The 13,070-nt window shown below is 70.5% G+C and carries 12 protein-coding genes; 4 read left to right on the top strand and 8 right to left on the bottom strand.

The window, feature by feature from the left end:
• Positions 1–3: 3 nt before the first annotated feature.
• The 6 genes from DEP02_RS21770 to DEP02_RS21745 form a co-directional block, all read right to left on the bottom strand.
• The gene (locus tag DEP02_RS21770) at positions 4–543 is read right to left on the bottom strand and encodes a nuclear transport factor 2 family protein (RefSeq protein ID WP_112469372.1); all 540 of its coding nucleotides are present in this window, start codon (positions 541–543) and stop codon (positions 4–6) included.
• The gene (locus tag DEP02_RS21765; RefSeq protein ID WP_112469371.1) at positions 540–1,082 is read right to left on the bottom strand and encodes a nuclear transport factor 2 family protein; all 543 of its coding nucleotides are present in this window, start codon (positions 1,080–1,082) and stop codon (positions 540–542) included. Before DEP02_RS21765 ends, DEP02_RS21770 begins: the two co-directional genes overlap by 4 nt.
• On the bottom strand, positions 1,079–1,339 hold the full coding sequence (locus DEP02_RS21760) for a hypothetical protein (protein ID WP_112469370.1): 261 nt from the start codon (positions 1,337–1,339) through the stop codon (positions 1,079–1,081). The genes DEP02_RS21765 and DEP02_RS21760 overlap by 4 nt, the downstream gene beginning before the upstream one ends.
• Before the next feature lie 124 nt (positions 1,340–1,463).
• Entirely contained in the window at positions 1,464–3,080 is a 1,617-nt protein-coding gene (locus DEP02_RS21755; protein WP_112469369.1) for an MFS transporter, read from the bottom strand.
• A gap of 98 nt (positions 3,081–3,178) precedes the next feature.
• The gene (locus tag DEP02_RS21750; protein WP_112469368.1) at positions 3,179–4,357 is read right to left on the bottom strand and encodes an acyl-CoA dehydrogenase family protein; all 1,179 of its coding nucleotides are present in this window, start codon (positions 4,355–4,357) and stop codon (positions 3,179–3,181) included.
• 41 nt (positions 4,358–4,398) lie between these two features.
• Positions 4,399–5,544 carry a 3-ketosteroid-9-alpha-monooxygenase, oxygenase component gene (locus DEP02_RS21745; RefSeq protein ID WP_112469367.1) on the bottom strand — a complete coding sequence of 382 codons (1,146 nt, stop codon included), beginning with the start codon at positions 5,542–5,544 and terminating at the stop codon, positions 4,399–4,401.
• 262 nt (positions 5,545–5,806) lie between these two features.
• On the opposite strand from DEP02_RS21745, the gene DEP02_RS21740 reads away from it, so the two are divergent.
• Positions 5,807–7,384, top strand: a complete 1,578-nt coding sequence (locus DEP02_RS21740) for an FAD-dependent oxidoreductase (protein ID WP_112469366.1) — start codon at positions 5,807–5,809, stop codon at positions 7,382–7,384.
• A gap of 110 nt (positions 7,385–7,494) precedes the next feature.
• Here DEP02_RS21740 and DEP02_RS21735 read toward each other — a convergent pair whose 3' ends face one another.
• On the bottom strand, positions 7,495–8,478 hold the full coding sequence (locus DEP02_RS21735) for an LLM class flavin-dependent oxidoreductase (RefSeq protein ID WP_112469365.1): 984 nt from the start codon (positions 8,476–8,478) through the stop codon (positions 7,495–7,497).
• Positions 8,475–9,698 (bottom strand): NADH:flavin oxidoreductase, encoded by a 1,224-nt coding sequence (locus tag DEP02_RS21730; RefSeq protein WP_112469364.1) that lies wholly within the window; start codon positions 9,696–9,698, stop codon positions 8,475–8,477. The genes DEP02_RS21735 and DEP02_RS21730 overlap by 4 nt, the downstream gene beginning before the upstream one ends.
• Before the next feature lie 215 nt (positions 9,699–9,913).
• Here DEP02_RS21730 and DEP02_RS21725 point away from each other — a divergent pair, with 215 nt between their 5' ends.
• The 3 genes from DEP02_RS21725 to hsaA all read left to right on the top strand — a co-directional run bounded on the left by DEP02_RS21725 (position 9,914) and on the right by hsaA (position 12,996).
• Complete coding sequence (locus DEP02_RS21725; RefSeq protein WP_198668526.1) at positions 9,914–10,861, top strand: IclR family transcriptional regulator; 948 nt, start codon at positions 9,914–9,916, stop codon at positions 10,859–10,861.
• A 149-nt stretch (positions 10,862–11,010) separates the two neighbouring features.
• Complete coding sequence (locus DEP02_RS21720) at positions 11,011–11,802, top strand: SDR family NAD(P)-dependent oxidoreductase (protein WP_112469362.1); 792 nt, start codon at positions 11,011–11,013, stop codon at positions 11,800–11,802.
• A 27-nt stretch (positions 11,803–11,829) separates the two neighbouring features.
• Positions 11,830–12,996: a 3-hydroxy-9,10-secoandrosta-1,3,5(10)-triene-9,17-dione monooxygenase oxygenase subunit gene (gene hsaA, locus DEP02_RS21715; protein WP_112469361.1), complete on the top strand. Its 1,167-nt coding sequence runs from the start codon at positions 11,830–11,832 to the stop codon at positions 12,994–12,996.
• Positions 12,997–13,070: the final 74 nt, after the last annotated feature.

The raw sequence follows: 13,070 nt of genomic DNA, 5'->3' as shown, positions 1-13,070 counted from the left end.
TGTTCAGGATCCCGGCCGGGAGGTGTCGCGCCGCCGGCTCCCGGGGAAGGTGCCTGTGCCGACGTCGCGCTCCGGCCAGTTCGCGGGCGGGAGGCCGTTCGGGCGGCTTCCGGCCGGCGCCCCGTAGAACAGCTCGTGGTCGCGCTGCCGCTCGAACCGCCACACCCCGTCCCGGCGGCGGTAGTGGTCGCCGTAGTGGATGGCCTGGTGGAAGAAGGACCCGTTGCCGCGCTGGACCTCGGCGCGGCAGTACACGCTGCCCACCGCCCTGTCCTCGTCCGTGAAGTCCACGATGTGGTTGCCGACGTGCAGGATCGCCATCCGCACCCCGTCGGCGGGGGTGCAGGACCCGGCGAACACCTGCCGCAGCGACTTCCTGCTGCCTCGCTCGCCGGTGCGCAGGGTGACGGGGTCGGTGTAGAGGTCGGCCAGGGCGTCCGGGTCGCAACGGGCGTAGTGCTGGGCGTACCGCGCGGGCAGGGAGCGGATCTCCGCGACGGCCTCCAGGCGCGCGATGCGGGCCTCCAGATCACCGGTGCTCATGCCGTCCCTTCCTCTGTGTCCGTGCCCCAGAACCGCTGCCACGTCTCCCAGCGCTCGGGAAGGTCCGCCTTGTGGATGAAAGGGTTGCCGGGGAAGTGGAACCTCCCCGGAACCTTCAGCGGATTCTCCTGAACGTCCGCCGCGTAGAACACATGGGGGCTGCGCGAGGTGAAGTACCAGTGCCCCTCACGCCGTTCGTAACGGTCCCAGTACTGCATGGGCATGACCACCCACAGGTCCCCGACCTCGTGCTCCGGCCGACAGTGGACGACGCCGGTGGCGTGATCCTCGTCCACGAAGTCGATGACGTGGTTGCCGACGAGGTGGAACGTCGTCCCGAACGGCCGCAGTACGGGGTCGAACCACTCGGCCAGAGCCTGCCGGCCCACTCTCCCGTCGTGTGTCCGGACGTCTTCGACGAACAGTGACACCAGGGCCGGGATGTCCCGGCTGTCGAGCGCGAGCGCGTAGCGGGAGACCAGCTGCCGGATCTCCTCGATCGCCTCCAGCCGCCGGACGCGCGCTTCGAGGCCGGTCATCGTCCCTCCGTGGGAAGGGGGGCCGGCTCGCTGAACCGGGATTCGGGCACCCGTCCCTCCCGCACCGCCGCGCCGATGGACCGACGGAGCGCCATGCACGTGGACACGAAGGCGCTGTGCGTGCCCTGCTCGGCGAGACGGGCGAACTCCGGACAGGCCGCCTCGGCGTCCTCGAGCCACTGGACACTGGTGTGGATCTCGCTGTACTTCTCCACGAGGACGCGGGTACCGCACTCGTGACAGGTGATCGGCTGCATGAATGATCGCTTTCCGGGCCCCGCTCCCCACGCGCCGAGACGGAGGGGAGCGGGGCCCTGGTCGCCGGGACCCGCTCGGACGGGCGGAACGCCTGGCGGTGCCGCCCGTCCGGTCCCGAGGGGTTCAGTGGAGCGAGCCGCCGGTGGCCGGGGTGCGGCCGGCCTTCATGACGAAGGCGAGGACGACGGCCACGACGCCGACGGAGGCCAGGCCCCAGTAGCCCAGGGTCCATCCCGCGTCCGTGTACACATGGGCGATGTCGATCGTCCGGGCCGGCTCCCCCGCCTGCGCCGCCGTGGTCACCTGGTACGGGTGCGCGGACAGGACCGAGGTGAGTATCGCGATGCCCGCCGAGGAACCGAACGACCCGATGAGCACGAGCATGCCCGTGCCGATGCCCTGCTGTTCCTGGGGCACACCCTCGACGATGAGGTTGTAGGCACAGGCGTTGTAGACGCCGTACCCGATGCCGTACACCAGGCCGATGCCCGCGAGCACCTGCCAGGAGCTGTGGGACAGCGCGTACAGCACCATGGCGAGGGTCATCAGCACCAGCGAGATGAGGTACGGCAGCCGCAGACCGACCCTCCGCGCCCACGCGCCGCTGGCCGGGCCGAGCAACAGGGACGGCGCGGACTGCCACACGGTCAGGTAGATGGCGACCGACAGCAGGCTGAAGGCGAGCCCGTAACCGATGTCCCCCTGGAAGACCAGCCCCTCCCGCATCGCCTCGACGGCGACGCCGGCGTCCTTGGCGAAGGCGGCGATGGTGGACTCACGGACGAGGTCGCCGTCGGTCTGCGCCATATAGGGCACTATGAAGCTCTGCGCGCCGATGATCATATTGGCGAGCAGGCTGATGACCAGCACAATCGCCACCCGCGGGGCACGCAGCAGCGTCAGATCCATGATCGGAGCCGAGGTCCGCTTCTCCCAGCCGTAGAAGCCGATCAGCAGGACGACTCCGGCGCCCAGGTACACCAGCGCGTCGGGGCGGCTCCAGCCCCAGCTCTGGCCGTTGCTCAGGTAGAGCAGGACCAGCGCGGCGCCCGCGCCCAGCAGCCCCGCCCCGATCCAGTTCAGCTTCTGCTGGACCCGCAGCCGCGTCTCCGGCACCACGGCCCAGAAGACCGGCATGGTCACGACCGTGTAGATGGTCAGGAACCAGAAGATCGAGCGCCAGCCGAAGTGGTCGGTGAGCACTCCGGCCAGGAACGGTGAGGCCAGCGCGGACAGACCGAACCCGGCGCCCATCAGGCCGACGCCCATGGGCACGTAACGGCGAGGCAACAGGTCCCGGATCAGTCCGGGGACGACCGCCGCCATGCCCAGAGCGGTCGCCTGCAGCCCGCGCCCGGTCAGGAACAGCGCCCACGACGAGGTCGCCGCGCACATGACCGAGCCGACGAGGAAGACGCCGCCCCCGGCGAGGAGCACCCGCTTCTTGCCGTACAGGTCGCTGAGCTTGCCCATGAGCGGGCACGTGGCGCCGCCGACCAGGCCGAGAATGATGATCATCCAGCTCAGGTTGGCGCCGACGTCCGGGAAGGACTGGCCGATCTTCTGCACGGCCGGCGTCACCAGCAGGTACTGCATGGGGACGAGTTCGGAGAACAGCACGATCAGCAGCAGGATCGTGATGAGCCGGCCCTTCGACGCGTCTTCGAGACGGCCGGTGTCGTCGCCCGCGGGCGGCGGGCCGGATCTTGGAGGAGGTGTGGCTTCCACCATCTTGCTCATGGCGGTCCTTCCGGGTGCACAGGTGTTCGGCAGGGCGGTGCGGCGGACGCCGCCACGCAGGGGAACAGAGGTGGGGGCTGAAGTGCGGTGACGCGAGGTCAGATCAGTGCGCGCAGGGCGCCCTGCGGTTCCACGCCCATCTCGGTCAGAGCGGCCGCGTGGTACGTCGGACCGGGGATGTTCACCGCGTGGTTGAGACCGGCATGGGCGTCGCGCCAGAAGCGCTGCAGCGGCTTGTCCATCCGCAGGGCGTTGCCGCCGGACCGGGCGAAGATCTCGTCGACCGCGCGGACCGCCCGCCACGCGGCCCGCACCTGCGTCAGCCGGCCGTGGGCACGCACCTCGAAGGGCACGTCCCGGCCCGAGTCGACGATGTCCCAGATCCGGTTGATGTTGGCCAGGACCTCGGTGCGGGCCGCCCGGATCTCGGCGACGGCCTCTCCCAGTGCCGAGAGGGTGTACGGGTCCTCGCGGACCTTGGTCCCCTGCGCGTTGATGCGGTCGCGTTGGTAGCCCATGGCCGTCTCCAGAGCGCCCTCGGCGATGCCGATGATCGCGGAGCTGATGCCGGCGGGGAAGGCGCAGGACCACGGAATCCGGTACAGCGTCTCCTCCCGGCCGAACTCCCTGACCGCACGGCCGTCGAGGACCTTGTCGCCGTCCATGACCCGGTACTCGGGGACGAACGCGTCGCGCACGATGACGTCCTTGCTGCCCGTCCCCTTCAGGCCCACGACGTTCCACGAGTCCTCGACGATCTCGTAGTCCGAGCGCGGGAGGATGACGTGAACCTGCCGTGGCGGGCTGACGGGCACTCCGTCGCGGTCCGCGCGCAGACCGCCGAGGAAGATCCACTGGCAGTGGTCGGTCCCCGAGGAGAACTGCCAGCGCCCCGAGAACCGGTAGCCGCCGTCCACCGGCTTGAGGACGCCGACCGGCATGTACGGGGAGGCGAGCCAGGTGTCGTGGTTTTCGCCCCAGACCTCCTCCTGGACACGCCGGTCGGCGAAGGCCAGCTGCCACGGGTGGACGCCGACTATCCCGTGCACCCAGCCGGCCGCCCCGGAGAGCCGGGCGGTCTCCATGACCGCCTCGGCGAACTCCGCGAGATGCGTCTCGGCGCCGCCGTACTCGGTGGGCTGGAGCATGCGGATGGACCCCGCGGACCGCATCAGGGCCGCGGTCTCGTCGGGCAGCCGGCCCAGCCGCTCGGCCTCCTCGTCCTGCTCCCGCAGTTTGTCGGCGTGGGCGATCATCTGTTCACGAACGGTACTCATGGAGATCCTCATGGTTCGGGGAGGGAGTGGGACGCCTGCGCTCAGGCCTGAGCGGAGTTCTCCCGGGCGGCGTTCTCCCGGGACTCGGCCTGCCACTTGGCGACCGCGGCCTCGCAGTCGACCTCGAACTCGAAGCGCTGCACCATCTCGGGGGTGACGTCCTCGACGTCGACGTAGAACTGCTGGTACCAGCGGCGGAGCTGGTAGACCGGCCCGTCCTCCTCCGTGAGCAGGGGGTTCTCGATGCGCGACTTGTGCTTCCAGATCTCGACGTCCTGGAGGAACTGCACCTCGAGGCCGTCGGTGAACGTCCGGGCCATCTCCTCGGCCTGCTCCACCCCGGTGCCCGGCTTGCGCTCGACGATGATGCCGTACTGCAGCAGGAAGGAGTCCGGCGAGATCGGGTAGTGGCAGTTGACGAGTTTGGCCTCGATGGTCTCGCCGCCCGACTCGGTCCAGATGGTGTCGAGCATGAACGACGGGCCGTAGTAGCTCGCCTCCGAGCGGGTGACGGCCTCGGGGAGGTCCATCTGGACACCCGTCTTGATGTCCTCACGGCCGGTGGAGCGCATGTGCTGGGTGGCGACGTGCCCCTCGAAGACGTTCTTGAAGTAGTGGGGGATCTGGTAGTGCACGTAGAAGAAGTGCGCCATGTCCACGACGTTGTCCACGATCTCGCGGCAGTGCGCGCCCTCGACCAGGTACGACTTCCAGCTCCAGGAGCTCCAGCGGTCGGTGCCGTAGTCCTCGATCTCGGGAATGGTCACATGGGGCGGCGGCGGGTTGCCCTGCGGGTCGTTCCAGGCGAAGAGCAGCCCGTTGCGCTCCAGCGTGAGCCAGGTCGTGGTGCGGGCGCGCAGGGGCGTCCGGCGGGCGTACGGCACGTTGGTGCAGCGGCCCTCGCCGTTCCACCGCCAGTCGTGGAAGGGGCAGGCGATCTCGTCGCCCTTGATCGTGCCCTTGGCGAGGTTGCCCCCCATGTGGCGGCAGAACGCGTCGATCATGTGGAGCTTGCCGCTGGAGTCCGCGAAGACGACCGCGGTCTGACCGAACACCTTGATCTCGTGCGGCCGGCCGTCACGGAAGCTGTCCGCCAGCCCCATGCAGTGCCAGCCGCGGGCGAACCTGGTGGGGTTGCTCCCCGCCTCGATGAGCCGGACCTCGTCCTCGGCGACCATGTCACCCATGTGTGCCTCCCTGGGCTGTCGTGGTGCACTTCACACCGCGTTGGTGCGCCATCGTGGGACAAGCCCCGGCACATCTCCGAAACAGTGCTCCCGCTGACCGGGAGCGCCTCGCCGGGACGGCCGGCCCCGGCCGTCCCGGTTCTTCGGGGCCCGGACCGCCCGGGCCCCGTTCTCTCCCGGTCAGCGGGACCGGGCGTACCCGCGGCACCCGGACTCCTCCCTACGCTGGCCCGCACGCTGACGACCGGCCAGGAGGAGACCCATGTCCATTGCCGCAGGTAGCACGTCCCCGGCCGAGGGGTGGGACACCGAGTGCGACGTCCTCGTGGTCGGTTCGGGGGGCGGTGGCTGTACGGGGGCCTACACGGCCGCGGCCCTGGGACTGGACACGCTGCTCATCGAGAAGACACCGCTGTTCGGCGGCACCACCGCCTACTCCGGCGCCTCGCTGTGGCTGCCGGGCAACCAGGCACAGCAGCGGTCCGGACTCGACGACAGCGCGCAGCGGGCTCTCACCTATCTGCGGGCCACGGTCGGTGAGCGCACCAGGGCGTCCCTGCAGGAGTCCTACGTCCACCACAGCGCGGGCCTGATCGCGTTCCTGGAGGAGAACCCCCGCCTGCGCTTCCGCTACGAGGCGTTCCCGGACTACTACGACGCCCCGGGCAGGTTCGACCGCGGACGTTCCGTCGTGCCGGAGGAGATCGACGCCGAGGAGCTCGGCGACCTGCTGGAGGTCCTGCGCCCCTCGTGGGCCGCCGACCGCCTGGGCGCGGACGTGCCCCGGACCCGCCTGTGGGGCGGACAGGCCCTGATCGGGCGCTTCCTGCTGGCCCTGCGGGAGACCTCCCGGGTGCGGCTGAGCCACAGCACCGCCCTGGACCGGCTGGTCCTGGAGAACGGCCGCGTCGTGGGCGTCCAGGCACTGCGGGACGGCCGCCCGCTGCGTATCCGGGCCCGCGGGGGCGTCATCCTCGCCGCCGGCGGCTTCGAGGGCAGCGACGCGCTGCGCCGCACGTACCAGGCTCCCCGGGACTCCCGGTGGACCATGGGACCGATGGGAGCCAACACCGGCGACGCACTGCGGGCGGGCCTCGCCGCCGGCGCGGGCACCGACCTGCTCGGCGAATCCTGGTGGTGCCCCAGCGTCAAGCTGGACGACTCCACGGCGGCCTTCACACTCGGCGCCAGGAGCGGCATCTTCGTCAACGCCCGAGGACGCCGGTTCGCCAACGAGTCCCTTCCGTACGACCGGATGGGCCGCGCCCTGCTCGCCCAGGAGGCCGACGGCGTCCCCCTGCCCTGCTACTGGATCTACGACGGTACGACCGACGGGGTGCCGCCCGGCTTCGTCAGCGCCAACCCCACCGACGCCCAGCCGTACCTCGACAGCGGGGTGTGGAAGAAGGCAGACACCCTGGCCGGTCTCGCGGAGAAGATCGGCGTCCCGGCGGACGAACTGACGGCGACGGTCGAGCGGTTCAACACGTTCGCGGAGGCCGGCGTGGACGAGGACTTCCACCGCGGGGAGGACCCCTACGACCGCTTTTTCGCGACCGGTGAGGGCCCCAACCCCAATCTGGTGCCGCTGGAGAAGGGGCCGTTCCACGCCGTTCCCCTCGTGCTCGGCGATCTCGGCACCAAGGGCGGCCTGACGACCGACGACCAGGCCCGGGTGACGACACCCGACGGCGAGGTCGTCCCGGGCCTGTACGCCGCGGGCAACACCATGGCGTCCGTGAGCGGCCTGGTCTACCCCGGCCCGGGCGTGCCCATCGGATCGGCGATGGTCTTCGCCTACGTGGCGGCGAAGGACATCGCACAGCGGCAGGAGGACTGAGCAGACGGAGGCGGCCCGCCAGGCACAAGACCTGGCGGGCCGTCTCCGTCCGTCCGGACTTGAGAACCTGTCGTCGAACTCCCGCTGGGCTACAGGGTCCTGAGGGTAGCTCAGGTGACTTCGGGGCCGCGAAGCGCCGGCGCCACCTTGCCGAACAGCAGCTCGACATGGCGCTGGACGAGGTCCTCGGGCATCCCGGCGACACTGGCCCACAGATAGACGTGCTCGACGGGAAGGCCTTCCGTCCGCTCCCGGATGGTCCGGACGGCGTCCTGCGCGGTCAGCACCGTCAGGCCGGGAACCCTGCTTCCCTCAGCGGCACCCGCGAGGACGTCCTCGGCGGTCAGGTCGCGGTAGGGCTGCGGGGACGGCGATCCGCCGGCGTGCATCCGCCGGTAGGAGTTCAATTGGTGGACGTAGTGCGGAAGGATGCGCGCGAACGCCTCCTCCGGGTCGTCGGCCACGATGATGTCGAGCATGCCGCCCATACGGGCCGCCGACGGGTCGTGCCCGCCCTCCACGAGACCCTCGGTGTAGGGCTCCAGCAGACGCGGGTCCAGGGACAGCAGTCCGGTGCCCAGGCGTCCGGCCCGCCGGGCTCCCTGCGGCCCCTGGTATCCCATCCAGAGCGGCACGGGATTCTGAATGGGCGGCGGAGTGACCTCCTCGGCAAGGAGGCGGCGGATCTCGGCCGTCGCCGTGTCCGTCAGCGAGTACCGCCGCCGCAGGTCCGCGCCGAAGGCGTCGTACTCCCGCTGAACGAATCCGGCACCTATGCCCAGTTCGAGCCGGCCGCCCGAGACGAGGTCGACGACGGCGGCCTCCTCGGCGGTGTGCCGGGGGTGCCGCAGTGCGGCCAGCAGGATCGCGGTGCCGATCCGTACCGTGGAGGTCCGCGCGGCCACGGCCGCCGCGAACGTGAGCGGCTGCGGGAGGTATCCGTCCTCCTGGAAGTGGTGCTCGGTGAACCACACCGCGTCCGCGCCCATCTCCTCGGCCGCACAAATGAGGTCCAGGGTGTCGCGGTAGTGGTCGGCCCAGGGGCGCTGCCAGCGGGGCGGGTTGCGCAGGTCGAAGAAGAGTCCTGTCTTCACAGTGGTGCTCCTGACGCTCCCGGCGCTTCGGTGAGGACGCACCGGGTCCCGGTGTAGACGGTGGGCATGCACTTGTTGCAGTGGATGCACAGGGACTTCTTCGAGGCGTCCTCGGCGATCTGGTTGATCAGGTCCGGTTCCCGCAGGAGTGCCCGGCCCAGCGCGACGAAGCTGAACCCCTCGGCCATCGCGCGGTCCATTCCGGCCCGGTCGGTCACCCCGCCGAGAAGAATGAGGGGCGTCTTGACCACCCCGGTGAACTGCCGCGCCTGCTCGAGCATGAACAGATCGCGGTACGGGTACTCGCGGAAGGCCGACTTGCCGAACAGCCGTATGCCCAGCTTCAGCGGCTGGGGCATCAGGGCGGCGAACTCACGGATCGGCGCGTCCCCCCGGAACAGGTACATCTGGTTGTACACCGAGCTGCCCATCGTCAGCTCGATCGCGTCGAGGTGCCCGTCCTCATCGAGCATCCGGACCGTTTCGAGCGCCTCGTCGACCCAGATCCCGCCCGGGATCCCGTCGTCCATGTTCAGCTTGGCGATGACGGCCAGTCGGCCGCCGACCGCGTCGCTCACCCGGCGTGCCACATCACGTGCGAGGCGAGCGCGTTGGGCCAGCGGTCCTCCGTACTCGTCGGTCCGCTTGTTGAACTTCGGGCTCAGGAAAGAGCTGATGAAGTAGTTGTGCCCCATGTGCAGCTCCACGGCGTCGAAGCCGGCCTCCTGCGCCAGCAGCGCGGCGTCCACATGGGCCTGGGTGATGCGCTCGATGTCCTCCCGGGTGGCCGGCCTGCTGTTGCGCAGGTTGATGAGGCTGAACGTCTTCCCCGGGGCGAGCGCGGGGCTCTTGTTGCTCTTGACGTCGCCGACCGGCCCCGCATGTCCCAGTTGGGCGGAGACGGCCGCTCCCTCGGCGTGCACCGCGTCCGTGAGCCGGCGCAGACCGTCCAGTGCCTCCCGCCTCATGACGATCTGCCCGGGGGCACTGCGGCCGTCGGGGCTCACCGCGCAGTACGCGAGCGTCGACATCCCGACGCCGCCGGCCGCCATGGCACGGTGAAACGCGATGAGCTCGTCGGTGACCAGCCCCTGAGGTGCCAGCCCTTCCGAGGTCGCCGCCTTGATGGTGCGGTTGCGCAGGCTGACCGGACCGAGCCGGGCAGGAGCCAGTACGTCAGGAACCGACGAGCTGTCCTGCGTTGCGGGTGACTGCGTCATGTGGCCTCCGGTGGTGTGACGGTGCGGGGAGGGTACGGCCCCGGACGACCGGGACTCAGCCCCGCACTCCCGGTCAGCGGGAGGGCCGCGACTATGGACGCGGCGCAGGGGTCCGTCTACAGTTGCCCCACTCCACCAAGCAAACACTTGGTCGAGGATTTCTGTGTTGATTCGCCGGCATGCCCGAGGGCAGCACCGAAGCAGCGGAGGACGTCATGACTCTCGTCACCGTCGCGGAAGCCGATCAGGAACCAGTTCTGACCTCGTCCATGGTCGGACGGATGACACTCATCCTCGATGCGTTCGGCAAGCGGGGAGTCAGGCTCACCCTGGAAGAGGTGGAGCGGCGCACGCACCTGCCGCGGTCCACCGCGCACAGGATCCTCAACCAGCTGATCGAACTCGGCTGGATCGCACGCGGCGACTACGGATACACGCTCGGCAGCCGGGCCCTGCGAGTGGGCGGCTCCGCCGGCAGCTGGGAGGATCTGCGCAAGGCCGCCGCTCCCGTCCTCCACGGCCTCCAGGTCCGCACCGGGCTCGTCGCCCACCTGGGCGTCCTCGACGGTCCGGAGGTCGTCTTCCTCGACAAGATCGGCGGTGCCTACGCGGCGACCCTGCCCTCGGACGTGGGGACCCGCTGGTGGGTGACGAACAACTGCGTCGGCAAGGCGATGCTGGCGTACCTTCCCCCGGAGCAGGTCCAGGGCCTGCTGCGCGACTGCCCGGAGCTGTTCAGCACCGCGGACGAAAGCTTCACCTCCATCCACTGCGAGCTCGACGCCATTCGCCGGATGCGCGGCCTGGCCTTCGAACGTGGTGAGGGAATGCCCGGCGTGGGAGCGGTGGCCTGCGTCATCCGCGGCCCCGACGGACCGGCCGGCGCGATCTCCCTCTGCGGCGATCTCGCCCAGATGCATCTCGAACGACTGGCACCCCTCGTCGCGGCAGCCGCCCGCCAGGTCTCCGAGGCACTCCACCCGGAGATGGCCGAACCCGATGACGGCCCGCTGCTCCCAACCGGAGGAAATCGGCCGAAGAACCGCCTGGATGTCGTCTTCCCACGGGACACCGCCCGGGAATGGCTCGAAGGGCGGTACGGCGGCGGCTGCTGCGGGCAGCGGGCCGTGTGCGGCCGACGCAGGGAAGTGCGACATGGGTAAGGCTCTGCCGCCCCGGTTCACGGGCATCCCGGCCAGTGGGATCCCCCCTCCGCACCACCGACTGCCGACCTATGGTCGCCGCACATTGCCCCCGGGGGGCCCTCGGGTGACATCCGGCGCACCGGACAGGCGGGACAGGAAGGAATCCGATGATCGACAAGAGCGTGTACGGGCCGTGGGCGGTCATCGCCGGAGGCTCCGAGGGCGTGGGCGCCTCCTTCGCCCATCAGCTCGCCGACGCCGGCCTGAACCTGGTGCTCATCGCGCGCAAGCCGGGTCCGCTGCGGCAGACCGCCGACGAGGTGCGCGCCAAGGGCGTCGAGGTGCGCACCATCGAGCTCGATCTGCTCGCCCCCGACGCGCTGGCGTCGATCCGTGAGGTGACCGACGGCCTGGAGGTCGGGCTGCTGATCTTCAACGCGGGCGCCAACAGCTATGGACACGAGTTCGTCAGTGGCGACCTCGACGGCTTCCAGGGTGTGATCGACCTCAACATCACGGCCCAGCTCGCGCTGTCCCACCACTTCGGCGCGCGGATGAAGGAACGCCGCCGGGGCGGCATCATGCTGGTCGGCTCGCTCGCCGGCTACATGGGCCAGGCGCAGATCAGCGTCTACTCCGCGGTCAAGGCCTTCGGCCGGATCTTCGCCGAGGGACTCTGGCTGGAGCTCAGGCCCTACGACGTGCACGTCCTCGAACTCGTTCTCGGCGTGACCCGTACCCCGGCGATGGAGCGGGCCGGCCTGCGTATGGACCTTCCCGGGCTCCGGGTCGCCGAACCGGACGACGTCGCACGGGAGGGCCTGGCGCACCTCGCCGACGGCCCGGTGTGGGTCGCCGGCGGAAACCTGGCCACGGCCGAGAAGCGCGCCGGCTTCCCCCGCGCCGAACTCGTCCTCGGCGCCCACGAGGCGTCACAGCGCCTGCTCCCCGCACCCTGAACCCTCACGCACACGGAGGACCGCACGATGGGCAACGAGGTCCTGGAGTCGGTGCGCCCGCTGCTGCCGGCCATCGCCGAGCGGGCGCACGAGACCGACGAGTCCCGGCGGATCCCCGAGAGGACCATCCGCGAGCTCGTCGAGGCCGGTGTCTTCCGTATGCTCCAACCCCGGCGGTACGGCGGGCTGGAGAGCGACGCGGTGGAGTTCTACGAGGTGGTGCGGGCGATCTCCGCCGTCTGCGGCTCCACGGGATGGGTGGCCTCGGTGCTGGGGGTGCACCCCTGGCAGCTGGCGCTCTTCACCGAGCAGGCGCAGGACGAGGTGTGGGGGGAGGACCGGGGCACCCTGGTCTCCTCGGCCTACGCGCCGGTGGGCAGGCTCACGCCCGTCGACGGCGGCTACCGGCTCTCCGGCCGGTGGGGCTTCTCCTCCGGCTGCGAGCACGCCCGATGGGCGCTGCTCGGGGCCCTCGTCGTCGGCTCGCAGGGCCGTCCCGTGGACTTCCTGACGGTGCTGGTGCCCCGGTCCGACTACCGGATCGAGGACGTCTGGGACGTGGTCGGACTGCGCGGCACCGCCAGCAACGACATCCTCGTCGAGTCGGCGTACGTCCCCGCCCACCGGGTGATCCGGAACTACGAGCAGGCACAGCTGAAGGGGCCGGGCCAGAAGGTCAACCCCGGGCCGCTGTACCGGTTGCCGTTCGCGGCGGTCTTCACCAGCGCGGTCACCGCCCCGGTCGTCGGCGCCGTCGCGGGCGGCTACGACTCCTACACCTCCGCGATGCAGGAGCGCGTCCGGCTGAGCCTGGGCGGCGGCAGGTTCGCGGAGGACCCCTTCGCCCAGGCCGCCATCGCCCGGGCCTCCTCCGAGATCGACGCGACGATCCTGCAGATGGACCACAACCTGCGCGAGCTGTCGGCCCTCGCGGCCGGGCGGCGGGAGATCCCGATGGAGCTGCGGCTGCGGACCCGCCGGGACCAGGTGCGCGGCACCGAGCGGGCCGTCGCCGCGATCGACCTGCTGTTCAAGACGGCGGGCGGCAACTCGCTGCGGCGCGGCAACCCCATCGAACGCGCGTGGCGGGACGCCCACGCCGGGAGCGTGCACGTGGCGAACGACGTCGAACGGGCGCTGGTCATGTACGGCCGAGGTGTGTTCGGGCTGACCGTCGAGGACAACCTCGTCTGACTCCGCCCCGGGTGGCGAAGCCGCCGGCCCGGACTCCAGCGGCGCGCGGACCCGGTGGTTCTGCCACCGGGTCC

The organism is Streptomyces triticisoli (genome assembly GCF_003270085.1).
Lineage (GTDB): Bacteria > Actinomycetota > Actinomycetes > Streptomycetales > Streptomycetaceae > Streptomyces > Streptomyces triticisoli.
This window is presented reverse-complemented; position numbering and strand designations above follow the sequence as displayed.

What these genes read in the sequence shown, in the direction of transcription:
- DEP02_RS21770 (WP_112469372.1), bottom strand. Translation starts at nt 543, where the DNA reads ATGAGCACCGGTGATCTGGAGGCCCGCATCGCGCGCCTGGAGGCCGTC.
- DEP02_RS21765 (WP_112469371.1), bottom strand. Translation starts at nt 1,082, where the DNA reads ATGACCGGCCTCGAAGCGCGCGTCCGGCGGCTGGAGGCGATCGAGGAG.
- DEP02_RS21760 (WP_112469370.1), bottom strand. Translation starts at nt 1,339, where the DNA reads ATGCAGCCGATCACCTGTCACGAGTGCGGTACCCGCGTCCTCGTGGAG.
- DEP02_RS21755 (WP_112469369.1), bottom strand. Translation starts at nt 3,080, where the DNA reads ATGAGCAAGATGGTGGAAGCCACACCTCCTCCAAGATCCGGCCCGCCG.
- DEP02_RS21750 (WP_112469368.1), bottom strand. Translation starts at nt 4,357, where the DNA reads ATGAGTACCGTTCGTGAACAGATGATCGCCCACGCCGACAAACTGCGG.
- DEP02_RS21745 (WP_112469367.1), bottom strand. Translation starts at nt 5,544, where the DNA reads ATGGGTGACATGGTCGCCGAGGACGAGGTCCGGCTCATCGAGGCGGGG.
- DEP02_RS21740 (WP_112469366.1), top strand. Translation starts at nt 5,807, where the DNA reads ATGTCCATTGCCGCAGGTAGCACGTCCCCGGCCGAGGGGTGGGACACC.
- DEP02_RS21730 (WP_112469364.1), bottom strand. Translation starts at nt 9,698, where the DNA reads ATGACGCAGTCACCCGCAACGCAGGACAGCTCGTCGGTTCCTGACGTA.
- DEP02_RS21725 (WP_198668526.1), top strand. Translation starts at nt 9,914, where the DNA reads ATGACTCTCGTCACCGTCGCGGAAGCCGATCAGGAACCAGTTCTGACC.
- DEP02_RS21720 (WP_112469362.1), top strand. Translation starts at nt 11,011, where the DNA reads ATGATCGACAAGAGCGTGTACGGGCCGTGGGCGGTCATCGCCGGAGGC.
- hsaA (WP_112469361.1), top strand. Translation starts at nt 11,830, where the DNA reads ATGGGCAACGAGGTCCTGGAGTCGGTGCGCCCGCTGCTGCCGGCCATC.